Origin of the sequence: Xylanimonas protaetiae (assembly GCF_004135385.1) — a bacterium.
GTDB classification, from domain to species: domain Bacteria; phylum Actinomycetota; class Actinomycetes; order Actinomycetales; family Cellulomonadaceae; genus Xylanimonas; species Xylanimonas protaetiae.
In genome coordinates this window covers 2027590-2050173 of record NZ_CP035493.1, presented here as the reverse complement: position 1 = coordinate 2050173, position 22584 = coordinate 2027590, and the positions used below count along the sequence as shown (strand labels likewise).

General features: G+C 74.6%; 17 protein-coding genes, 1 tRNA gene and 1 pseudogene. 10 read left to right on the top strand and 9 right to left on the bottom strand.

Annotated elements, in window-relative coordinates:
* The first annotated feature begins 121 nt into the window (after nucleotides 1–121).
* The 5 genes from ET471_RS09455 (at nucleotide 122) to ET471_RS09435 (ending at nucleotide 6613) form a co-directional block, all read left to right on the top strand.
* Nucleotides 122–1126, top strand: coding sequence for a LacI family DNA-binding transcriptional regulator (locus ET471_RS09455; RefSeq protein WP_129187771.1), 1005 nt, complete (start codon nucleotides 122–124; stop codon nucleotides 1124–1126).
* Between the two features lie 161 nt (nucleotides 1127–1287).
* Nucleotides 1288–3030 (top strand): VanW family protein, encoded by a 1743-nt coding sequence (locus ET471_RS09450; protein ID WP_129187769.1) that lies wholly within the window; start codon nucleotides 1288–1290, stop codon nucleotides 3028–3030.
* A gap of 85 nt (nucleotides 3031–3115) precedes the next feature.
* Complete coding sequence (locus tag ET471_RS09445; RefSeq protein WP_129187767.1) at nucleotides 3116–4783, top strand: cation:proton antiporter; 1668 nt, start codon at nucleotides 3116–3118, stop codon at nucleotides 4781–4783.
* A 111-nt stretch (nucleotides 4784–4894) separates the two neighbouring features.
* Entirely contained in the window at nucleotides 4895–5629 is a 735-nt protein-coding gene (locus ET471_RS09440) for an MIP/aquaporin family protein (RefSeq protein ID WP_129187765.1), read from the top strand.
* A 66-nt stretch (nucleotides 5630–5695) separates the two neighbouring features.
* Nucleotides 5696–6613 (top strand): hypothetical protein, encoded by a 918-nt coding sequence (locus ET471_RS09435; RefSeq protein WP_129187763.1) that lies wholly within the window; start codon nucleotides 5696–5698, stop codon nucleotides 6611–6613.
* Between the two features lie 68 nt (nucleotides 6614–6681).
* Here ET471_RS09435 and ET471_RS18200 read toward each other — a convergent pair whose 3' ends face one another.
* Nucleotides 6682–6966: a hypothetical protein gene (locus ET471_RS18200; RefSeq protein WP_342586101.1), complete on the bottom strand. Its 285-nt coding sequence runs from the start codon at nucleotides 6964–6966 to the stop codon at nucleotides 6682–6684.
* A gap of 179 nt (nucleotides 6967–7145) precedes the next feature.
* Here ET471_RS18200 and ET471_RS09425 point away from each other — a divergent pair, with 179 nt between their 5' ends.
* The 3 genes from ET471_RS09425 to ET471_RS09415 all read left to right on the top strand — a co-directional run bounded on the left by ET471_RS09425 (nucleotide 7146) and on the right by ET471_RS09415 (nucleotide 9973).
* Nucleotides 7146–7325, top strand: a complete 180-nt coding sequence (locus ET471_RS09425) for a hypothetical protein (protein WP_165350330.1) — start codon at nucleotides 7146–7148, stop codon at nucleotides 7323–7325.
* Between the two features lie 33 nt (nucleotides 7326–7358).
* Complete coding sequence (locus tag ET471_RS09420) at nucleotides 7359–8477, top strand: metal ABC transporter solute-binding protein, Zn/Mn family (RefSeq protein WP_129187759.1); 1119 nt, start codon at nucleotides 7359–7361, stop codon at nucleotides 8475–8477.
* Between the two features lie 212 nt (nucleotides 8478–8689).
* Nucleotides 8690–9973, top strand: coding sequence for a hemolysin family protein (locus ET471_RS09415; protein ID WP_129187757.1), 1284 nt, complete (start codon nucleotides 8690–8692; stop codon nucleotides 9971–9973).
* A gap of 113 nt (nucleotides 9974–10086) precedes the next feature.
* On the opposite strand, the pseudogene ET471_RS19125 reads toward ET471_RS09415, so the two are convergent.
* The 7 genes and pseudogenes from ET471_RS19125 to ET471_RS09380 all read right to left on the bottom strand — a co-directional run bounded on the left by ET471_RS19125 (nucleotide 10087) and on the right by ET471_RS09380 (nucleotide 19285).
* Nucleotides 10087–12211, bottom strand: a pseudogene (locus tag ET471_RS19125) (iron ABC transporter permease).
* Between the two features lie 4 nt (nucleotides 12212–12215).
* Nucleotides 12216–13238, bottom strand: a complete 1023-nt coding sequence (locus tag ET471_RS09405; RefSeq protein ID WP_129187755.1) for an iron-siderophore ABC transporter substrate-binding protein — start codon at nucleotides 13236–13238, stop codon at nucleotides 12216–12218.
* Nucleotides 13239–13383: 145 nt separating this feature from the next.
* The gene (locus tag ET471_RS09400) at nucleotides 13384–14190 is read right to left on the bottom strand and encodes an ABC transporter ATP-binding protein (protein WP_129187753.1); all 807 of its coding nucleotides are present in this window, start codon (nucleotides 14188–14190) and stop codon (nucleotides 13384–13386) included.
* A gap of 18 nt (nucleotides 14191–14208) precedes the next feature.
* Complete coding sequence (locus ET471_RS09395; protein WP_129187751.1) at nucleotides 14209–15012, bottom strand: siderophore-interacting protein; 804 nt, start codon at nucleotides 15010–15012, stop codon at nucleotides 14209–14211.
* Nucleotides 15013–15196: 184 nt separating this feature from the next.
* Nucleotides 15197–15273: transfer RNA gene (locus ET471_RS09390), tRNA-Met, on the bottom strand.
* Nucleotides 15274–15370: 97 nt separating this feature from the next.
* The gene (locus ET471_RS09385) at nucleotides 15371–18352 is read right to left on the bottom strand and encodes a UPF0182 family membrane protein (protein WP_129187749.1); all 2982 of its coding nucleotides are present in this window, start codon (nucleotides 18350–18352) and stop codon (nucleotides 15371–15373) included.
* Between the two features lie 138 nt (nucleotides 18353–18490).
* Entirely contained in the window at nucleotides 18491–19285 is a 795-nt protein-coding gene (locus ET471_RS09380; protein WP_242496529.1) for a S16 family serine protease, read from the bottom strand.
* 417 nt (nucleotides 19286–19702) lie between these two features.
* Here ET471_RS09380 and ET471_RS09375 point away from each other — a divergent pair, with 417 nt between their 5' ends.
* Together ET471_RS09375 and ET471_RS09370 are read left to right on the top strand one after the other, a co-directional pair.
* Nucleotides 19703–21106 (top strand): zinc-dependent metalloprotease, encoded by a 1404-nt coding sequence (locus tag ET471_RS09375; protein ID WP_129187747.1) that lies wholly within the window; start codon nucleotides 19703–19705, stop codon nucleotides 21104–21106.
* A gap of 50 nt (nucleotides 21107–21156) precedes the next feature.
* Nucleotides 21157–21978 (top strand): GNAT family N-acetyltransferase, encoded by an 822-nt coding sequence (locus tag ET471_RS09370; RefSeq protein ID WP_129187745.1) that lies wholly within the window; start codon nucleotides 21157–21159, stop codon nucleotides 21976–21978.
* On the opposite strand, the gene ET471_RS09365 is transcribed toward ET471_RS09370, so the two are convergent.
* Complete coding sequence (locus tag ET471_RS09365) at nucleotides 21956–22483, bottom strand: M48 metallopeptidase family protein (protein WP_129187743.1); 528 nt, start codon at nucleotides 22481–22483, stop codon at nucleotides 21956–21958. The genes ET471_RS09370 and ET471_RS09365 overlap by 23 nt on opposite strands.
* Nucleotides 22484–22584 lie beyond the last annotated feature (101 nt).

Below are 22584 nucleotides of genomic sequence, written 5' to 3'. Positions count from 1 at the left end.
GTTTCAAGCACCCTGAACGTAACACCCTCGCGCGGCGCCCGGCAAGGTCGCCCGGGCGGGACCATGAAACGATGCAGACGCGGCCCCTCCCGGCGGCCCGCACCCGCACGAAGGAGCCCGGATGACCCTCCCGGCGGCGCGACGACGCGCCTCCATCGCCGACGTCGCGCACCTCGCCGGGGTCTCCGTCGGCACCGTCTCGAACGTCCTCAACCGCCCCGACGTCGTCGCCGTCGCCACCCGCGAGCGCGTCGCGGCCGCCATCGACGAGCTGAGCTTCGTGCCCAACGGCTCCGCCCGGCAGCTGCGCGTCGGGTCCGCCACCACCGTGGGCACGATCGTGCTCGACCTGACCAACCCGTTCTTCACCGACGTCGCCCGCGGCCTCGAGGAGCGCCTCACCGACGACGGCTGGACGCTCATGGTGGCGAGCTCCGACGAGGACCACGACCGCGAGTCACGCCTGCTGCGGCTCTTCGAGCAGCACGGCGTGCGCGGCGTCGCCGTCGTCCCGGCGACCGACGACGTCGAGCACCTCGTCGCGCTCCAGGAGCGCGGCGTGCGCGTCGTGCTGCTCGACCGCACGTCGCCGGTCCCCGAGCTGTCGTCCGTCGCCGTCGACGACGTCGCCGGGGGCACGCTCGCCGCCGCCCACCTGCTGGCGCAGGGGCACGGGCGCATCGCGTTCGTCAACGGCCCGCACACGATCCGGCAGTGCGCCGACCGGCACGCCGGCGTCGTTGCCGCGATCGTCGCGGCCGGCCTCGACCCGGCCGAGGCGCTCGTCGAGGTGACCGCGCGCCTCGACGCCGAGGGCGGCGAGCGCGCGGTGTCCGAGCTCCTCGCCGGCGACCGGCTGCCGTCCGCGCTCTTCTGCGTCAACGACCTCGTGGCCCTCGGCGCGATGCGCCGGCTGCGCGCCGCGGGCGTCACGGTGCCCGAGCAGGTCGCCGTCGTCGGGTACGACGACGTGACCTTCGCCGCGGAGCTCTTCACGCCGCTGACGTCGGTGCGCCAGCCCACGCACGACCTCGGCACCACCGCCGCCGACCTCGTGATCCGCGGCGGCGAGCCCGAGCACGTGATGTTCCAGCCGCGGCTCGTCGTGCGGGCGTCGAGCTCGTAGCGCGGGGCACACGCACGGCACGCGCCGCGACAGCGGGCAGGCAGGCGCAGGAGGCCCCGGCGTCCCGGTCGCGGTCCGTAGGCTGCTGACCGAGCGCACCGGCACCCGGCCGCGCACGTGGTTCCCCAGCCACTCCACCCGATCCCGGACGGAGCGTTCCGATGGGCCACCCCCTTCCCCGCAAGCGCCGCATCATCCTGTGGAGCGCCGTCGGCGGCGTCGCGCTCGCGGGCGCCTACGGCGCCGCGCAGTGGCACCTCACCGACCAGGTCCCCGCCGGCACCACCGTCGCCGGCGTCGACGTCGGCGGGCTGCGGCACGCCGAGGCCGTCGCGGCGCTCGACGCGGGCCTCGCCCCGCGGCTTGCCGCACCCGTCGCCGTGACGGCCGGCGCCGCGTCCGCCGAGGTGGACCCCGTGGCCGCCGGGCTCGCCGTCGACACCCACGCCACCGTCGACGCCCTCACCGGGTTCTCCCTGCACCCGCAGCGCCTGTGGACGCACCTGCGCGGCGGCGACGACGTCGCCCCGACGATCACGGTCGACCGCCCCCTGCTCGACGCCGCGGCCGCCCAGGTGGCCGAGGAGCTCTCGCTCGACCCCGTCGACGGCGCGGTCGGCTTCGCCGACGGCATCCCCGTGGCCACGCCCGCCGAGGACGGCGCCCGCCTCGACCCCGACGCCGTCGGGAGCACCCTCGCGACGGGCTGGCTGACCGCCGGCTCCCCGCTCGAGCTGCCGCACGAGCCCGTCGCGCCCGCCGTCACGCAGGAGCTCGTCGACGCCGCCTACGCGACGGCCCACCAGATCGTCTCCGCCCCCGTCGTCGTCGCCGTCGGGGACGCGCGCCCCGAGCTGCCCGGGCCCGCGCTCGCGGCCGCGACGGCGTTCGAGCTGGTCGACGGCGCGCTCGCACCGTCGTTCGACGGCGAGGCCCTGCACGCCGCCGTCGGCGAGCGCATCGACCTGCTCGACGCGCCCGTGAACGCGCGGTTCGAGGTGGCCGACGGCCGCCCCCGGATCACGGGCGGCAGCCACGGCACCACGCTCGACCGCGACGCGCTGGTCGAGGCCGTGCGGGCCGCCGCGCTCGGCGAGGACCGGACCGCGCACGTCGACGTCGTGCAGGCCGCCCCCGCGGTGACGCGGGAGTCGCTCGATGCGCTCGGCGTGAACGAGGTCGTGGCCCGCTTCTCGACGGGCCTGACGAACGACCGCGTCCGGACCGACAACATCCGGGTCGGGGCCCAGCGCATCACCGGAACCCTGGTGCGCCCCGGCGAGACGTTCTCGCTGCTCGACACCCTCGGCCCGATCACCACGGCCGCCGGGTTCGGCAACGCCCCCGTCATCGTGGGCGGGCAGTTCGTCCCCGGCGTCGGCGGCGGGCTGTCGCAGCTCGCGACGAACGTGTTCAACGCCGCGTTCTTCGCCGGGTTCGAGATCGTCGAGCACCGGCCGCACTCCGTGTGGATCCCCCGCTACCCCGCCGGGCGCGAGGCGACCATCTTCACCGGGTCGATCGACCTGCGGTTCCGCAACAACACCCCGCACGGCGCGGTGCTGCACGCGTTCGTCGCGAACGGGCAGCTCACGGTGCAGGTGTGGAGCACCGAGCACTTCCGCGTCGAGACGACGCAGAGCGCCCGCACGAACGTGGTGCCCGCCGTGACGAACTGGTCGTCGGCCCCGGGCTGCACGCCGCGCGCCGCGGGCTCGGACGGGTTCCGGGTCTCGAACACGCGCCGCGTGTTCCGCGGCAGCACGCTCGTCATCGACGAGACGCACACGTGGACGTACCGCGCCGACCACGGGACGGCGTGCGGGACGCCTCCGCAGCAGACGCCGTCGCAGGACCCGCCCGCGGCGGAGGCCTCCCCCGAGCAGCAGCCCGGGGACGGCTGAGGCGGCGTCCCGCGACAGCGCGGGATGACACGGCCCCGCGCCCCGTCGTCCCGCGCGAGGTCGCTCGACCCGGGAGACTGGGCGGGTGACCGAACTGCTCGTGCTCGCCGTGGCCACGCTCGTCGTCATCGCCGCGGCCACCGTCGCCGGCCCGCGCCTGGGCCTCGCCTCGCCGCTCGTCCTCGTGCTGATCGGCGTGGGCGCGAGCCTGCTGCCGATGTTCGGGGACCTGCACATCGACCCCGAGTGGATCCTCCAGGGCGTGCTGCCCCCGCTGCTCTACTCGTCGGCGGTGTCGATGCCGGCCATGAACTTCCGCCGCGAGTTCGGGGCCATCAGCGGCCTGTCGGTGGTGCTCGTCGTGGCGAGCTCGCTCGTGCTGGGCCTGTTCTTCCTCGTCGCGATCCCGGGCCTCGGCCTCGCCTGGGGCGTCGCGCTGGGCGCCATCATCAGTCCCACGGATGCGGTGGCGACGTCGATCGTCAAGCAGACGACGGTGTCCAAGCGCGTCGTCGCGATGCTCGACGGCGAGAGCCTGCTCAACGACGCGACCGCCCTCGTGCTGCTGCGCACCACGATCGTCGCGACGGCCGCGGCGTTCTCCTTCTGGGGCGCCGTGGGCACGTTCGCGTGGTCGGTGGTCGTGGCCGTCGTCGTCGGCGGGGCCGTCGGGGTGGCGAACCTCCTGGTGCGCAAGAAGGTCACCGACTCGGCCGTCAACACGGTCATCTCGTTCGCCGTGCCCTTCGTCGCGTCCGTGCCCGCCACGCTGCTCGGCGGCAGCGGGCTCGTGGCCGCCGTCGTCGCCGGCCTGGTCACGGGCATCCGGGCGCCGCGCCTGCTCTCGCCGCGCAACCGCCTCTCCGACGCCGAGAACTGGCGCACGGTCGAGCTCGTGCTCGAGGGCCTCGTGTTCCTGACCATGGGCCTGCAGGTCAGGGAGGTCGTCACCGCCGTCGGGCAGGAGCACGACGGCGTCGGCACGGCCGTGCTGCTGGCCGTCGCGGCGCTCGTGCTGACGATCCTGGTGCGGGCCGCGTACGTGGCCCCGCTGCTGCGGTCGCTGTCGCGCCGGGCGCGGCGCGGGGCGCTCCTGCAGGAGCGCATGCAGGGCCTCCAGGCCCAGCTCGCCACGCCCGAGGGGCAGGAGCACGCCCTGACCAAGACCCGCGGATCGCAGCGGCGCGTCGAGCAGTTCACGCGGCGGGTCACGCAGACGCTCGCCGACATCGACTACTTCCGGCGGCAGCCGCTGGGATGGCGCGAGGGCACCGCCGTGGTGTGGGCGGGCATGCGCGGCGCCGTCACGGTCGCGGCCGCGCAGACCCTGCCGCCGGACACGCCGCACCGCGCGCTGCTCGTCCTCGTCGCGTTCAGCGTAGCGATGCTCTCGCTGCTTCTGCAGGGCGGCACGATCGGGCCGCTGCTGCGGCGCATCGCCCCGCCCGTCGACCCCGGGGCGGCCACGCAGGACGACGCCGAGCGCGCGCGGATCCTCGACCTCCTCAAGGAGAGCGCGCTGGGCGTCCCCGCGCCCGCGACCGGCGCCGGAGACCGCTCGCCCGAGGCCTTCGCGGCCTCGCGGGCGCACCGGCTGGCCGTGCTCGACGCGCAGCGCGCCGCCCTGCTGGACGCGCGCGACCACGGCACCTTCGACGCCGACGTGCTCGAGGACGCGCTCGTCAACCTCGACGCGTCGCAGCTCGCGATCGAGCTCCGGGGCAAGCTCGCGGGCCAGCCGGTCGACGTCTGACGTCGCGGTCGCGGCGGCCTGCCGCGTCCGGGCGGCTGCCCGGCCTGGCAGACTCTCCGGGGCGCCGCCGGCGCCGACCGATCACTCCCCCGACTGCTGAGGTGGCTCCCCGTGCTCGTCGACGCGTTCTGGTCCGAGGTGCTGGGCACCGGCGTGCTGCTGCTCGTGGGCATCGCCGTCAACGCGAACATCGCCCTGCCCCGCACCAAGGGCCACGGCGACGACTGGGTGCTCACGAGCCTCGGCTGGGGCCTGGCGGTGTTCACGGCCGTGTACGTCGCCTTTCGGTCCGGGGCGCACCTGAACCCGGCCGTCACGCTCGGCATGCTGGTGGCGGGCCACCCGTTCGTCACCACCGACGCCGGCACGATCGCGCCGAGCGCCGGGGCGGCGCTCGTGTACGTCGCGGGCCAGCTCGTCGGCGCGGTCGCGGGCGCCACCCTGGCGTGGCTCGCGTTCAAGAAGCACTTCGACCTGCCCACCGAGGGCCGCGTGAAGCTCGACGTCTTCGCCACCGGCCCCGCGCTGCGCAGCTACCCGTGGAACCTGGTCACCGAGGTCATCGGCACGTTCGTGCTGGTCACGTGGGTCCTGTTCCAGGACCGCACGCCCGCCGAGATCGGGCCGCTCGCCGTGGCGCTCGTCGTCGTCGCCATCGGCGCGGGCCTGGGCGGCCCCACCGGCTACGCCATCAACCCGGCGCGCGACCTCGGCCCCCGCATCGCGCACGCCGTGCTGCCGATCCCCGGCAAGCGCGGCAGCGACTGGGGCTACGCGTGGGTCCCCGTCGTCGGGCCGGCGATCGGCGCGACGCTCGCGGGCCTGCTGGCGGTCGCCTGGCTCTGACGGGCGCTGCAAGACCCTCCCGCCTCGCCACACAGTCAGGGTGACGACCCCGACCGAGGAGCCACGATGGTCTCGCGAGCCCGCGCCGCTGCCGCCCTCGTCCCGCTGCTGCTGCTGGCCGGGTGCGCGGGCGCGCCCGCGGGCGGCCCCGGGCTCACCGGCGAACCGCCGTGCGTCGCGGTCGACGAGGCCTTCTACCCGACGAGCGCCGAGCTCGAGGCGGCCGCCGACGCCATCGCCGTCGGCACCATCACGGCCGTGTCCGAGGAAGCCGACCACTGGGTGGTCACGCTGGCCGCGCGCAAGGCCGTGGGACCGGCCGCCGACCAGGCCGCCGGCGACGTCACGGTGCACGTCATGGTCCTGTGCGACACGCCCTACGGCGACACGTTCGACGTGGGAGGCGAGTTCGTCATGCTGCTCTCCGGCCCCCGCGACGGCGCGTTCTTCCCGGTCAACACCACGCAGGGCCTCATGCCCGTGGTCGACGGCGTCGCCGTGCCGCTCGACCGCTCGGGCCTCCCGCCCGTCACGCTCTCCGAGGCCACGGCCGCGGCGCTGGGCACGCCGCTGGGCGGCCCGCCGGGCACGCCCGCGCCGGCGGGCGGGCTGGCTCCCGGCGACTCGCAGCGGGGCCTGCCTGCGGCCCTCGGCCCGCCCGGCCCCGGCCCGGCCGCGCGCGCCGGCGTCGTCTGGTCGGCCCAGGCGGGCGTGCTGTACGTGGTCACGTGGGGCTCGTCGTCGTGCCCCACGCTCGCGGCCGCCGCGACCGGTGACGCCGACGGCGTCACCGTCACGTTCGTCCCCCTCCCGGCCGACGCGGCCTGCACGGCCGACCTCGGGCCGACGACGTCCGCCGTCGCCGTCCCGGAGGGCGCCGACGACGGCGCGGACCTCACCGTCACGCTCGACAGCCTCGGCACCGTCGTCGTGCCGCCCCGCGAGGCGGCGGGCGTGACCGGGCCGCCCTCGTGGCTCCCCTGACACCGGCGGGACCGCCGCGGGCATCTGACGTCGAACGCTGGCCGTACGTGACCTGACACCGGCGCGGCTCAGCGCACGAGCGCGTCCTCGGTCACCAGCTCCGCGCGTGCCTGCCGCAGCGCGACGCCGTCCTCGTCGGCGAGCGCGGCGTCGCGCAGGCGGGCGAGGGTCGCGGCGGCATCGGCCTGGCCTGCGAGGGCGGCGGCCTCCTCCAGCAGGATCGCGAAGCTCTCCTTGCCGTGGTGGTGTGTCGCTCCGTACCCCTTGAGCACGCGCTGGCACTCGACGATCTCGCAGGCGAGGTCGTAGTCGACGGTCGCCGTGGTGAGCGCCTGGTCGAGCCAGGAGTCGATGGCCGCCTGCTCCCGCCCGAAGCGCAGCGACCGCGGCCGCAGCGGGCGACGGCCTTGCCGAACCAGGCCGACCCGGCCACCCGGCGGCCGAGCGCGGTGGGCAGGGTGTCGGCGATCTCCTCGACCTGCGGGTGCAGGTACTCGCGGACGTTCGAGGTGCCCGACGCCGACGCGGCGCGGTGTTCGCCGCCGAGTTCTCGCTGTCGCACCTGTGCTGGCTCGTCACGTACCCGCTCGCGGGCTGGCTTGGCGCGGCGGGGCTCGCGCCCACGGCGCTGCTCCTGGCGCTCGTCGCGGCGGCGGCCACGGCGGGGGCGTGCGACGCGCCAGGACGTCGGGCAACCGGCGACGGTTGGTGAGGATGATTCTCATTGCAATCGAGAATCGTTCTCATGTTCAGACGTCGCCGCTTCCTCGTCGCAGCCGCCGCCCTTCCCGTCGCCCTCGTCGCCACCGCCCTCGCGACCACGTCCGGCTCCGCGCCCGCCGCGGACGCCGACGACGCCCGCCTCCAGGTGGTCACCTCGTTCTACCCGCTGCAGTTCGTCGCCGAGCGCGTGGCCGGCGACCTGGCCGACGTCGACAACCTGACGCCGCCCGCCGCCGACCCGCACCACCTCGAGCTCTCGCTCGCCCGCGTCCGCGACGTCGGCAACGCGGACGTCGTCGTCACGCTCGGCGGGTTCATGCACGCGGTCGACGCCGCCGTCGAGGCGCAGCAGCCCGCCCGCGTCGTCGACGCGGCCGAGATCGTCGATCTGCTGCCCGCCAGCCTGACCGGCGGCCACACGCACGAGGACGGCGTCTGCACCGACCCGACGCACGACCACTCGCACGACCACGGCGACGACGCCGACCACGAGCACAGCGATGACCACGCGCACTCGCACGACCACGAGCACGCGACCGAGGACCACGCGCACTCGCACGACCACGCTTCGGACGACCACGGCCACGACCACGGCCACGCGCACGACATCGGCGGCTACGACCCGCACTTCTGGCTCGACCCGATCCGCCTGGCGCAGGTCGCGGGCCCGGTGGCGGACGCGCTCGCGGAGGCCGACCCCGACAACGCGGCGGTCTTCCACGACAACGCCGCGGCTCTCGAGCGGGAGCTCGCGGAGCTCGACGCGGAGATCGCGGAGGCGCTGGCCCCGTTCGCGGGCGCGAAGCTCGTGACGAACCACACCGCGTTCGGGTACCTGGCGGAGCGGTACGGCATCCGCCAGATCGGCATCACCGGCCTGGACCACAGCATCGAGCCGTCGCCGGCGCGCATGCGCGAGATCGGCGACGTCGTGCGCGAGCACAACGTGGGCACGATCTTCTACGAGACCCTGGTCAGCCCTCGCGTGGTGCAGACCCTCGCGAGCGACCTGGGCGTCAACGCCGCGGTGCTCGACACCCTGGAGGGCCTGACGGTGGAGAACGCCGCCGCGGGCGAGGACTTCATCTCCCTCATGCGCAGCAACCTCGACGCGCTGACCCAGGGCCTCGTCGCACCGTGACCTGGGCCCACGCCTGACGCACGCCGACACAGCGGCACGGGGCCGATCCGCTGACCGGATCGGCCCCGTGCCGCGTCACCGCGTCGTCGCTCGTTTGACGCGACCACCACGGAAACCTGTACTTGACGTATGGATGATCCCTGGAGTCCCGGCCACCCCTTGCCCGCCGCCGCGCCCCCGCGCGGCGCTCGTGACGGGAGGGGGTGGGTCTGATGGACCAGGGAACCGTGCTCAACGCAGCGCTCGTGCTGCTGTTCGTCCTCATCGGCGGCGTGTTCGCCGGGACCGAGCTGGCGCTCGTGTCGCTGCGGCAGTCCCAGCTCAGCCGCCTGGAGCAGCAGGGACGCCGTGGCGCTCGCGTCGCAGCGGTGGCCCGCAACCCGAACCGCTTCCTGGCGGCGGTGCAGATCGGCGTCACGGTGGCGGGGTTCTTCTCGGCCGCCTACGGCGCGTCGACGCTCGCGCCGGACTTCGTGCCCGCGCTGACGGGCCTCGGCCTGAGCGAGCGGGTCGCGCAGCCGCTGTCGCTCGTCGTCCTGACGCTGGTCATCGCGTACCTGTCGCTGGTGCTGGGCGAGCTGGTGCCCAAGCGCCTCGCCCTCCAGCGCGCCCAGGCGGTCTCGCTCGCGGTGGGGCCGCCGCTGGACCGGTTCGCCGCGCTGATGCGCCCGGTCGTGTGGCTGCTGTCGGCGTCGACCGACGCCGTCGTGCGCCTGCTGGGCGGCGACCCGCACGCGACGACGGAGGAGATCTCGGGCGAGGAGCTGCGCGACCTGGTCGCGGGGCACCAGGACCTTGCGGAGGACGAGCGCCGCATCCTCGACGACGTCTTCGCGGCTGGGGAGCGCACCCTGGGCGAGGTGATGCGACCGCGCGGCGAGGTCACCTTCCTCGCCGGGCACCTGCCGCTGCCCGCGGCCGCCGAGATCGTCGCGGCGAGCCCGTACTCGCGCTACCCCGTCACGGGTGAGGGGTTCGACGACGTCGTCGGCTTCCTGCACGTGCGCGACCTGCTCGGGGTGCACGACGACGGCCGCACGGTCGCCGACCTCGCCCGCCCGATCCCGTTCCTGCCGGTGACCAACCGCCTGCTGCCCTCGCTGTCGTCGTTGCGGGCCCAGGGGGCGCACATCGCGATCGTCGTGGACGAGTACGGCGGCACGGACGGCATCGTGACGCTGGAGGACATGGTCGAGGAGCTCGTGGGCGAGATCCGCGACGAGTACGACGTCCCCGAGCCGGCGCTGCTCGGCGAGGCGGGCGGGGTGCGCGTGGTCGACGCGCGCATCACGATCGAGGAGTTCGCCGAGATCACGGGCCTGCCCCTGGCCGACGGTCCCTACGAGACGGCGGCCGGGTACGTGATCCACCGGCTGGGGCGCCTCGCCCAGGTGGGCGACCGCGTCGAGGTCGACGACCACGAGCTCACCGTCACCGAGATCGAGGGCCGGCGCATCATCCGGCTGACGATCGCGCCGAGGCCGCCGGAGTTCTGAGGCCCGTCCCCCGCATGCGCCCGTCCTCCTCAGCCACGAGGCGCCGCACCAGGCGCTCCGCCCGCACGGCCTGCTCTCACATCCGGCTCAGACGGCACCGATGCCGGTCACGCTCAGGCGCGCGACCGGGCCAGGAGCCACACGAAGTACGGCGCCCCGAGCAGCGCCACCACGAGCCCGACCGGGAGCTGGGCCGGCGCGATCACGGTGCGTCCGACGACGTCGGACAGCCCGAGGAGAACGGCCCCCAGCAGCATCGCGACCGGCAGCACCCGCCCGTGCCGACCGCCGACCAGGGCCCGCGCCGCGTGCGGGGCGACCAGGCCGACGAAACCGACCACGCCCACCGCGGTGACGCTGGTGGCCGCGAGCGCCGCCGCCACCGCGAGCACGAGCAGCCGGGTGCGCTCGAGCCCGACGCCCACCAGCCGCGGCGTGTCGTCGTCGAGCGCGAGCAGGTCCAGCTCCCGCCGGACGACGACGGCGAGCGGCATCGCCAGGACGAGCAGGAGCAGGACGGGGAGCACCTCCGGGAGGTCGCGGCCGTACGTCGTGCCGGACAGCCACGTGTAGATGCGCGGCGTGTTCCACGGGTCCGAGCCCAGCAGGAGGAAGGTCGTCAGCGCGGTGGTCAGGTAGCCGAGGCCGATGCCGACGAGCACGAGCCGGTCGGCGTGCAGGCCGCCGCGCCAGGCGAGCAGGTAGACGGCCCCGAAGGCCAGCAGCCCGCCGATCACCGCGGCGACCAGCATGGTCCCGGTGCTCGCCGCGACGCCGTTGCCCCAGGCGGCGCCGGCGACGGCGGTCACCACGACGACGGCGCCCAGTCCCGCACCGCCCGTGATGCCGAGGATGCCCGGCTCGGCGAGCGGGTTGCGGGCCGTGGCCTGCACCATCGTGCCCGCCAGGGCGAGCGCCGCACCGGCGACCACGGCCGCCAGGACGCGTGGCGCACGCTCGTCGAGGGCGAACCGGACGACGGCCGGTCCCTCGCCCTGGAGCCACAGGGCGATGTCTCCCGTGCGCAGCCAGGTGGCGCCGCCGAGCAGCCCGAGGAGCACCACGGCCACCGTCAGGGCCGCGCACACGGCCAGCACGACGACGAAGCGCCGCGAGCTGCGCGGCCCGGCGTCCGCGGCGGGCGGGCGCCGGGTGGGTCCGGCGTCGCGCAGGCGCCGCGCGAGGACGACCATGACCAAGGCGCCGGCGAGCGTCGTCGCGACCCCGGTGGGCACCTGCAGTGCCGCCTCGGCGCCGAGCAGGGCGCGCACGAGCGCGTCGGCCAGCAGCACGACGAGGGCGCCCGAGCAGCCCGGCGGCCGGGATCTGGAGGGCGTGCCGGTGCAGTGCCGGGACGACGCGCGCGAGCAGCCGTGCGACCACGGGTGCCGCGAGCCCCACGAAGCCCAGCGGGCCGGCGAGCGTGACCGCCGCCGCAGTCAGCAGGACCGCCAGCAGGACGGCGGCGGCGCGCGTCGAGCGCACGGGGACGCCCAGCGCCCCCGCGGTGTCGTCGCCGAGACCGAGCACGTCGAGGCGCCGCGCGAGCAGCAGGCCACCCGCCGTGGCGAGGACGACGACGGGCAGCGCCCGCCAGGACGCCGTGAGGTTGAGCTGGCTCAGCGAGCCGCTGCCCCACGCGAAGAGCCCCGTCGTCTCCGTCTGGAACAGGATCAGGAGGGCCGACGCCGCGGCCTGCAACGCGAGCGCGACGGCGGACCCGGCGAGCACGAGGCGCGTGCTGGACGAGCCGGCTCCCCCGGCGAGCCCCAGCACGAGGGCCGCGGCCGCGAGGCCGCCCACGAAGGCGACGACCCCCGACGCCACCCACGGCACGGCGACGCCGAAGGCGGCCACGGCCACGACCGCGAGGTACGAGCCCGCCGTGACCGCGAGCGTGTCCGGCGAGGCCAGGGGGTTGCGCGCGACCGACTGCAGGAGCGTGCCGGCCACGCCGAGCGCGAACCCGACGGCCACGCCCGCCGCGAGGCGCGGCAGGCGTGAGCCGACGAGGATGTCGCGGACCGCCGCGCCGCCGTCGTCCCGCCCGGTCACCAGCCCCAGCAGGTCCGTGGCCCCGACGCCCGACGTGCCCTGCGTGAGGTGCCAGGCGCCGACGACGAGCACGGCGGCGGCGAGGGCGACCAGGGTCGCGCCGCCCGTGACCCAGGTCGCCGGACGCGACACCGGGCCGCCGTCCGGCGCCGCGACGGCCGACGGCGACGTCGTGGCGGTCATCGCGTCACTTCGCGAAGATGCCGACGTACGCGTCGACGATCTTCTCGGCGGAGCGGGGCCCGCCGAACGTCCAGAGGTGCTCCGGGAACGCGTGGCTGCGGGCGTCGGCGACGGCGGGCAGGCCGGCCCACACGGGGTTCTTGAGCAGCTCGGCGGTCCAGTCGCCGTCCGCGTCCTTGGTGCCGGTGTACAGCAGGGTCGCGTCGCCGACGGCGGTCATGCCCTCGATGTCCGACTGCCCCAGGCCGTAGGCGGGGTCGACCTCACCGGTCCACGCGTTGGTCAGGCCGAGCGCCTCGCCCAGCTCGCCGACGAGCGACCCCTGGCCGAACGGGCGCAGCGCCACGTTGCCGCCGTCGACCCAGCCGTCGAAGTAGACGAAGTCGGTGTGCTCCGGCTGGGCCGCCGCGATCTGAGCGGTGGCGTCGGCGAGGTGCTGCTCGAACTCCTCGACGACGGCCTGGGCGCGCTCGGTGCGGCCCGTCGCCTGGGCGATCAGGTCGAACGTGTCGACCATGGTCGCGACCGGGTCGGCCGCGTCGGCGCCCTTCGTGGCCAGCACCGGCACGTCGTAGGCCTCGAGCGTGGAGATGATCTCGTCCTGCGCCGTGTACGCCTCGACGATGACGAGGTCGGGGTCGGTCGCGTACAGGGCGTCGAGGTTCGGCTCCCCGCGCGTGCCGACGTCGGCCACGCCGTCAGGCAGTCGCTCGGCGTCGTCCCAGGTGGTGTACCCCGCGACGTCGGCCACGGCGACCGGGCTGAGGCAGAGCGTGAGGACGTCCTCGACCTGCTGCCACTCGAGCACGGCGACCCGCTCGGCGGGCTTGTCGAGCTCGACGGTGCGGCCGAACGAGTCGGTCAGCGAGACGGGCCCGGTCGACGTGGTGACGCCGGCGCAGTCGCCGGACGTCTCGGCCGCGGGAGCCGCCGCGGCCGGGCCGGGATCGGTGGTGCCGCAGGCGGTCAGGGCGAGGGGCAGCAGGAGGGCGGCGCCCACCAGGGACGCGGTCGTGCGCAGGGACATGGGTTCCTCAGATGTCGTGACGTGGTGTCGTGGCGGGGTCCGCCGCGGTCGCGGCGGCGAGACGGGCGCCGAGGCGCCCGCAGGGTTCGTGGTTCCGCAGGGTCTCGCGGTTCCGGGTGTCGGTGGATCCGCGGAGTGCGGCGGCTCAGCGGGTGCGGCCGTGGTGGCGGCCGCGCGGGTGGACGCGGACCCGGCCCGTGCCGGGGTCGGTGGTGACGTCGATCGCGAGGCCGTAGGCGTGCGACAGGTGCTCGCTCGTGAGCACGTCGGCGGGCGGCCCGGCGGCGAGCACGCGGCCCTGGTGCAGCAGGACGACGTCGTCGGCGACGGACGCGGCGTGGTCCAGGTCGTGCAGGACGACGCCGACGGCGGTGCCGTGCTCCTCCGCGAGGTCGCGCACGAGGTCGAGCGTCTCGACCTGGTAGCGCAGGTCGAGGTGGTTGGTCGGCTCGTCGAGCAGCACCACGCCGGTCTCCTGTGCGAGGCACGTGGCCAGCCAGACGCGCTGGAGCTCACCGCCGGAGAGCCGGTCGACGCCGCGCCGCGCCATCGCCGCGACGCCGGTGATCCCCATGGCCCGGTCGATCGCCGCGCGGTCCGTCTCGGTCAGCGGGGCGAACCTGCGCCGGTGCGGGTGGCGCCCGAAGGCGACGACGTCGCGGACCTCGAGCCCGGACGGGTGCGGCCGGGACTGGGCCAGCAGCGTGACGCGCCGGGCGAACTCGCGCGCGGAGAGCGCTGCGACGTCGACGGCGTCCACACGGATGCTGCCCTGCTCCAGCGGGTGCAGCCGGGCGAGCGAGCGCAGCACGGTCGACTTGCCCGACCCGTTCGGGCCGACCAGGGCCGTCACACGGCCCGCGGCCAGGTGCACGGCGACGCCATGCACGACCGTGGTGCGCTGGTAGCCGAGCACCAGGTCGTCGCCGTGCAGTGCGGTGGTGAGTGACACGGTTGTCCCCTCTCGGGCCTAGGACTGCGCCTTGCCCTGGCGCCAGTAGCCGACGAACGTGATCTGCGCCTTGGGCACCCCGGCGGCGACGAGGTGCCGCCGCCCCTCCGCGGGGATCGACTGCTCCCCGGCCAGGTAGGCCGAGACCGTCGCGGGCTGGTCGAGGACCACCTCGCGCAGGGCCGCGAGGGCGAGCGCGCCGGGCCGCCCGCCGGAGGAGCCGCGAGGCAGCCAGCGCACCTCGATCCCGTCAGGCCCGTCGGCCTGCTGGACGTCGTCGTCCCCCGGGATCTCGACGATCGCGACGCCGCGGGCGTCGCGGGGCAGGTCGCGCAGGATCCCGAGGATCGCCGGGAGGGCGGACTCGTCGCCGACCAGGACGTAGCGCGGCGCGCCCGCCATCGGCTCGAAACCGCGGCCCTGGTCGATGAGCGCGACCCGCTCGCCCGCCCGCGCCCGGCGTGCCCACGGCCCCGCGACACCCTGCTCGCCGTGGACCACGAAGTCGATGTCGAGCTCGCCGGCGGCGGGTCGGTGCTCGCGCACCGTGTAGCTGCGGACCTCCGGCCGCGTGCCCGACCGTGCCGCGAGGTACTTGAGGTACCCGACCATGCCGAACTGCTCGGGCAGCGCCTCGAAGTCCGTGCCCGCCCCGGCCGTCGGCAGGAAGAGCCGGAACCACTGGTCGAAGCCGTGCTGCGGCAGCCGGGCGACGTCGTCGCCCCCGACGGTCACCCGCATCATGTGCGGCGTGACCCGCTCGGCACGCAGGACCTCGGCCTGGTACAGGCCGCGCTCCTTGCGAGCGTCCTTGAACCCCACGGAGCTCTCCTCGGCGGTCGGGTGGTCCGGCGGTCCCGCACAGAGCATGGCGACACCAGCCATTCCGGTTGCCACCCCTGCCGCAAGGCAAGCCCGTCCCATCGGCGCGCACCGGCCGACACCGGATCCGGGCAAAGCAAAAGACCCCCTGACCGGCATTTCTGCTGATCAGGGGGTCTTTCCGTGGTAGCGGGGACAGGATTTGAACCTGCGACCTCTGGGTTATGAGCCCAGCGAGCTACCGAGCTGCTCCACCCCGCGTCGACTCCCTGAACATTACCCCCTCCCCGGGAACGGCCAAATCCGTTCCCGGGGGATCCGGGTGTTTGCGACGGAGGTCACACCACAGCGGGTCCGGTCACTCCCCCAGCGTGGCGTCCGCGTCGATCGCCCGCTGGAGCGCTTCCTGGAGGCGCTGCTGGGCCTCGCCGTACGCGGCGAAGTCGCCGGTGGACAGGGCGGCCTGACCGTCCTGGAGCGCCTTGTTCGCGTCCTGGAGCGCCTGGTTGAGCTGCGCACGCGCCTCGTCCGAACCAGCCGTCGGCGGCGTCGTGGGCGTCGTCGGCGGAGCGGTGGGCGGGGCCCCGCCGTCGCCGGCGTCGCCGGCGCTGGCACCGGAGTCGCCGCCGAACACCTGGTCGAGCGCGGCGTCGAGCGTGTCGGCGAACCCGATGGAGTCGCCGAACGACACGAGCACCTTGCGCAGCAGCGGGAACTGCGTGCCGCTCGCGGACTGCACGTAGACGGGCTGGACGTAGAGCAGGCCGCCGCCGACGGGCAGCGTGAGCTGGTTGCCGCGCTTGATCACCGACGACCCGATCTCGAGCACGTTGAGCTGCTGGGAGATCGTGGTGTTGGTGTTGAAGTTGTTCTGCACCTGGCCCGGGCCGGGCACAGTGTTGTCGCGTGGCATCGCGAGCAGCCGCAGCTTGCCGTAGTCGGGCGATCTCACGCCGTCCTGCGACCCCGCCTCCGCGTCGACGGCGAGGAAGCCCGTGAGGATCTCGCGGTCGCTGTTGCCGCCCGGGATGAACAGGGAGGTGAGCGAGAACGCCGGCGCCTCCTGCCCCGGCATCTGCAGGGTGAGGAAGTACGGCGGCTGGAGCGGGCGTCGTGTGGCCACGCCGGTGCTCGTGCCGGTGCCGACCGGGTCCTGCGGGCTCTGCCACAGGTCCTGGCTGGTGAAGAACTGCGCCGGGTCGGTCACGTGGTAGCGCTGGAGGAGCGCGCGCTGCACCTTGAACATGTCCTCGGGGTAGCGCAGGTGGCTCATCAGGTCGCCGGAGATCGAGGACATCGGCTTCACCGCACCCGGGAACACCTTCTCCCACGCCTGGAGGATCGGGTCGCTCGGCTCCCACGAGTAGAGCGTGACCTCGCCCGAGTAGGCGTCCACGGTCGCCTTGACCGAGTTGCGGATGTAGTTGACCGACGGCGGCAGCGACAGCGGCAGGCCCTGCGCCTGCGCGGCCGTGATGGAGTCGGCGATCGACTCGCTCATCGGCATCGACGTCGAGTACGGGTAGGCGTTCGACGTCGTGTACGCGTCGACGATCCACTTGACGCGGCCGTCGACGACGGCGGGGTACACGCGGTTGTCGAGCGTGAGCCACGGGGCCACCTTGGCGACGCGCTGCTGCGGGTCCCGGTCGTAGAGGACCTGAGAGTCGCTCGTGACGCGGTCGGAGAACAGGATCTCCTGCGAGCCGAACTTGATGGCGTAGAGCAGCTTGTTCCAGAACGAGCCGATCGACGGGCCGCCGGACACCTCCTGCGTCGGGAAGGTGTAGTTGACCTGGCCGCCGCCCTGCTCGTCGTCGGCCTGGTAGTCGAGCTCCCAGCCGTCGGTGCCCTCGGGCGCGCCGACGATCGAGAACGACGTGGTCATGGGGCTGAAGTAGATGCGCGGCTCGTACTGCTGCGCGTCGGTCAGCTCGCCGTTCGTGGGGATGCCGCCCTCGAAGAAGGCGGGCCGCCCGTCGGCCCCGGTCTGGTTGCCGAACGCGGCGACGACGCCGTAGCCGTGCGTGAACACGGTGTGGTCGTTGACCCAGTTGCGCTGGTTCGGCCCGAGGCCGTCGAGGTTGAGCTCGCGCACCGCGATGACGGTGTCGCGCGACTGGCCGTCGATCGTGTAGCGGTCCACCGAGAGGTGGTCCTGGAAGTCGTAGTACTGCTTGTTCTGCTGGAGCTGGCGGAACGACGGGCTGACGATCTGCGGGTCGAGCAGGCGGATCGACGCCGTGGTCTCGGCGTCCTCGCGCAGCGCGCCGGCCTCCGCCGTCGTCGTCGCGGGGTACTGCTGCTTGTCGACGTCGTCGAGCCCGAACGCGGTGAGCGTGGCGGTGATGTTGCGCTGGATGAACGGCGTCTCGAGCTCCTGGGCGTTGGGCTGCACCTGGAAGCGCTGCACCACCCAGGGGTAGATGCCGCCGATGGCGATGGCGGACACGACCATGAGCCCGACGCCGATGGCGGGGAGCCGCCAGTTGCCGCGCACGGCCGCGATGACGAACGCGATCGCGACGAGCACGGCGACGCCGGCGAGGATCGCCTTCGACGGGATGACGGCGTGGACGTCGGAGTACGTGGCGCCGTCGAACTTGTCACCCGCGGACGTGAGCAGCGAGTACCGGTCGAACCAGTAGTTCGCCGCGATGAGCACCATGAGCACCGCGCCGATGACCGCGAGCTGGATGCGGGCGGCGCGCGTGGTGCGCGGCGTGCCCTCGGGCACGGGCCCGACGCGCAGGCCGCCGTACAGGTAGTGCGTGACGAGCGAGGCGATGCCGGACACGATGACGACGGCGATGAGCAGGCTCAGCGCGAACCGCAGGGCGGGCAGCTGGAAGACGTAGAAGCTCTGGTCGATCTCGAACTGCGGGTCCACAGTGCCGAACGGCACCGAGTTCATCGCGAGGAGCACGGTCTTCCACTGCGCCGCGGCGGCGACGCCCGCGAAGAACCCGACGACGACGGGCGCCGCGATCGTGACGACCCGGCGCAGGGGCTCGACGGCCTCGCGGTACTGGTCGAGCGTGGCCTGCTCCGGGGTGGAGGGCGCGTAGACCGGCCGCGCCCGGTAGGCGGCCTGGAACGACCAGTAGAGGGCCCCGGCCATGAGGACGAACCCGATGGCGAAGAGCACGCCGCGGGCGATCCACTGCGTCCAGATCACGCGGCCGAAGTCGATCGCCTGGAACCACATCACCTCGGTCCAGAACTGGGCGAGCAGCAGCACCGCGACGACCACGACCGCGAGCACGATGACCGTGATCGCGAGCGGGGACAGGCGGCGCCGTGCGGGCGGGGAGGGACGACGGGGTGGTGCGAACGACACAGGAACCTCGCTCGGGTGGACGCGACCGTGCGAACGCACGCTCGTCAGGGCTAACGCGCCCTGCTCGCCCCAGGTTCCCATCACCCGGGCGTCCGTGGCAGCACGGGGCGCTCGGCGAGCCGTGCCGGGCGGAGGAGCTCAGGAACAGGTCGGCAGCCCCGCCGCGTCGCCCGCCCCGATCCGGGTGATGGCGTCGCGCGCCTCGGCGAGCGTGGAGACCTTGACCACCTGGAGGCCGCGCGGCACGCGGCCCACGACCTCGTCGCAGTTGGTCGACGGCGCCAGGAACCAGTGCGCGCCGTCGCGCAGCGCGCCGTGCATCTTCTGCTCGATGCCGCCGATCGGGCCGACGCGCCCGTCGACGTCGATGGTGCCGGTGCCCGCGACGACCTTGCCCGCCAACTCGTCCTCGGGGTGAGCCGGTCGATGATCGCCAGGGCGAACATCATCCCGGCGCTCGGCCCGCCGATGTTCTCGATCTGGATCTCGACGTCGACGGGGAAGTCGTAGTCCGACCGGACCAGGATGCCGAGAGCGGCCCGCCGGGCGCCGTCGGGCGTCGTGGCCTTGCCGGTGGTGATCGTGACGTCGACGCGCCTCCCGTCGCGGTCGACGCCGAGCACGGTGTCGGTGCCGGGCGTGATCGCCGTCAGGCCGTTCAGCAGGTCCTCGTACGTCGTCAGCTCCGCGCCGTCGAGCGTGCGCAGCACGTCGCCCTCCTCGACGAGCCCGGCCGACGCCGACCCGTCCGGGATCCCGGCCACGGTGAGCTTCGCCGGAACGGTGTAGCCGAGCTCGCTGAGCGCGGCCGCCGTCGCCTGCTCCTGCGACGTGATCATCTGCGCCTGGCTCTGCTGCTGCTGCTGCTCCTGCGTGATCCCGACGGGGAACACCGCCTCGACCGGCATGGCCGCACGCTGCCCGGACACCCACGCGCCGAGCACGTCGAGCGCGAAGACGTCGCCCACCGGCCCGCCGCCCACGGACACCGTGGTCAGCCGCAGCTGGCCCGACGCCGGGAACGTCTGCGCGTCGCGGATCTCGACGAGCGGCACGTCGCGCTGGGAGCCGAGCGTGTCCTCCGTGGGGCCGGGGCCGCGCACCGCGAAACCCGTGGGCAGCACGAGGGCGGTGGCCGCGAGCGCCGCCGTCACCAGGAGGGAACCGCTCAGCAGCCGGGCGCGTACGTCGATGCTCACGCCCCCATCATCCCTGCTCCCGCCGACGTGTCCTGACCGGTGGCTGGCGCGCGCCGGCCGCCTCGCTGCGCTGTGGGCGAAAGGCGGAACCGGCCCGGCACCGCCGGTCGTCGGCATGGTTACGGTGAGACCGACCCCAAGGAGCCACGCCATGACCCACGACGACGCCGACCACGAGCGCCAGCTGCGCGAGCTGCTGAACCAGCTGTTCCCCGGCCGCGCAGACGAGGTGCTGGCCCAGATGCGCGCCCAGGGCCTCGACCCGTCCGCGCTGGCGGGCGACGGCCCGCTGCCGGACCCGGCGCAGCTGCAGGCGGCGCTGGCGCAGGTGCAGCGCCTGCTGTCGACGGAGGGCACCGGCCCGGTGAACACCGACGTCGCGCACGACCTGGCGCGGCAGGTGGCGGTCGCGGAGGGCGACCCTTCGCTCACGGGCGGCGAGGCGAAGGCCGCGACGGACGCGCTGCGCGTCGCCGAGCTGTGGCTGGACGCGGCGACGACGCTGCCGCCGTCGGGCGGCCCGTCGCACGCGTGGAGCCGCTCGGAGTGGGTGGAGGCGACGCTGCCGGCGTGGAACAGCCTCGTGGCCCCGGTGGCGTCGTCGATGGCGGACGCGCTGGCGACCGTGCTGGGCGACCAGCTGCACGACGACGTCGACGTGAGCCTCCAGCTGCCGGGAGCGCCGGAGGGCCTGAACCTCGAGACGCTGGGCCTCGCCGACCTGGACCCCGCGCAGCTGCTGCGCCGCCTCGGCGCGGCGGCGTTCGGCATGCAGGTGGGCCAGGCCGCGGGCACGCTCTCGCGCGAGGTGTTCGGCGCGACCGACGTCGGCCTGCCGCTGCTGCCCGGGCCGGGCACGGCCCTGCTGCCCACCAACGTGAGCGCGTTCGCGGAGGGCCTGGACGCCCCGCTCGACGAGGTGCGGCTGTACCTCGCGGTGCGCGAGGCGGCCCACGCCCGCCTGTTCACGCACGTGCCGTGGGTGCGCGCGCACCTGCTGGGCCTCGTGGAGCAGTACGCGCGCGGCATCACCATCGACCTCGACTCGCTCGAGGCGCAGGTGCGCGACGTCGACACGTCCGACCCGGACGCGCTGCGGCAGGCGATGTCAGGCGGAGGCGTGTTCGGCGTGCAGCCGACCGGCGAGCAGACGGCGACCCTGCTGCGGCTCGAGACGGCGCTCGCGCTCGTCGAGGGCTGGGTGGACGAGGTGAGCGCGCAGGCCGCGCTCCCCCACCTGCCGCACGCGGTGCCGCTGCGCGAGATGCTGCGCCGGCGTCGGGCCGCGGGCGGGCCGGCCGAGCAGACGTTCGCGTCGCTCGTGGGCCTCGAGCTGCGGCCGCGGCGCTCGCGCGACGCCGCACGGCTGTTCGCGCACGTGTACACCGCGGGCGGCACCGAGGGCCGCGACGCCGTCTGGGACCACCCGGACCTGCTGCCCGGCCCGGTGGACCTGGACGACCCGTCGGGCTACCTCGCCCGCCGCGAGGCGCAGAAGATTGCCGACACGGAGTTCGACGCGGCGCTCGCGGACTTCCTCAAGGACGAGTCCTGAGCGCGCCGGACCCGCTGGCCGCGGAGGCGACGCCGGGCCGGCCTGGTGCCATGCAGCTCCGCTTCCGCGTCGAGACCCCGGCCGATCACCGAGCCGTCGAGGCGCTGACCCGGGACGCCTTCTGGCGGTTCTGGGAGCCGGGCCAGGCGATCTGCCACGAGCACCTGCTCGTCCACCGGCTGCGGACGGCCGACGAGTTCGTCCCGGAGCTGTCGCTCGTCGCCGAGGCGGCGGACCGGGTCGTGGGGCACATCGCGTTCACCACCGCCGCGGTGGTGCAGCCCGACGGCGTCCGGCACCAGGTGCTGACGTTCGGCCCGCTGACGGTCGCGCCGGACTCCCAGGGGCTCGGCGTCGGGCGCGCGCTCATGGACGCGGCGTTCGCGAAGGCGCGCACCCTCGGGTTCCGCGGTGTCGTCATCTTCGGGCATCCCGCGTACTACCCGCGGGCGGGCTTCGAACCCGCCGCGAGGTACGGGATCACCGCCCCGGGCGGCCACAGCTTCGACGCCATCATGGCGCTGCCGCTCGTCGCGGGCGGGCTCGACGGCGTGTCCGGCGAGGTGCACGTCCCAGCTGTCTACGAGAGCCTCGACGACGCCGCGGCGCTCGAGTTCGACCGGCAGTTCCCGCCGCGGGAGCCGCACGTCCCGACGTCCGTCGCCGCCCTCACCGACCGGCTCGCGCCGGGCGCGGCCGCAGCGATCACGGCGTCGGGGATCCAGTCCGTGGAGATGCTCACGTCCCGCAGCGAGCGCGAGGTCGCGGCGCTGGACGGCGTCGACGCCGCGGCGCTGGAGACCGTCCGGGCCGTCGCGCGCGAGCACGGCGTCGCGTGGGGCGACGTCCCTAGCCCGCGTCCTCGGAGCTGAACGTGACGCCCTCCAGGAAGCCCTTGGCGCGCTCGGTGCGCGGGTAGGCCTCCAGCAGGCGCCAGAACTCGGGGCCGTGCCCGGCGTGCAGCAGGTGCGCCAGCTCGTGCAGCAGCACGTAGTCGAGCACCCACGACGGCATGCCCCGGAGGCGGTCGGAGATGCGGATCGAGCCGTCACCCACCGTGCACGATCCCCAGCGGCGGCCCTGGTTGCCCGACCAGCGCACGCTCGAGGGGCGCGCGCGGCCGTCGAGGTACCGCTCCGAGAGCTCGGCGGCCCGCTCGCTCAGCTCGACGTCGGACGGGCGGCGGCGGCGTTCCTTGTCCTCCAGGCGGGCGACCATCTTGGCCACCCACTCCTGTTCCTGGGCGCGCGAGAACCGTGCCGGGATGGCGACGATCGTGCGGTCGCCGTCGCGGTAGGCGCTCACCGTGGCGGTCCGGCGCCGGCTGCGCCGGACCTCGACGGACGTCGCGGGGGACGTGGGCGCGTCGTGGGCCACGCACCGACCGTACACAGTGAGCGGCGTCGCGTGTGCAACCACACACCGTTCCTGGCCGCCGCACGGGCCTGTGGACGACGCCCGACGACGCCCCGCCACGC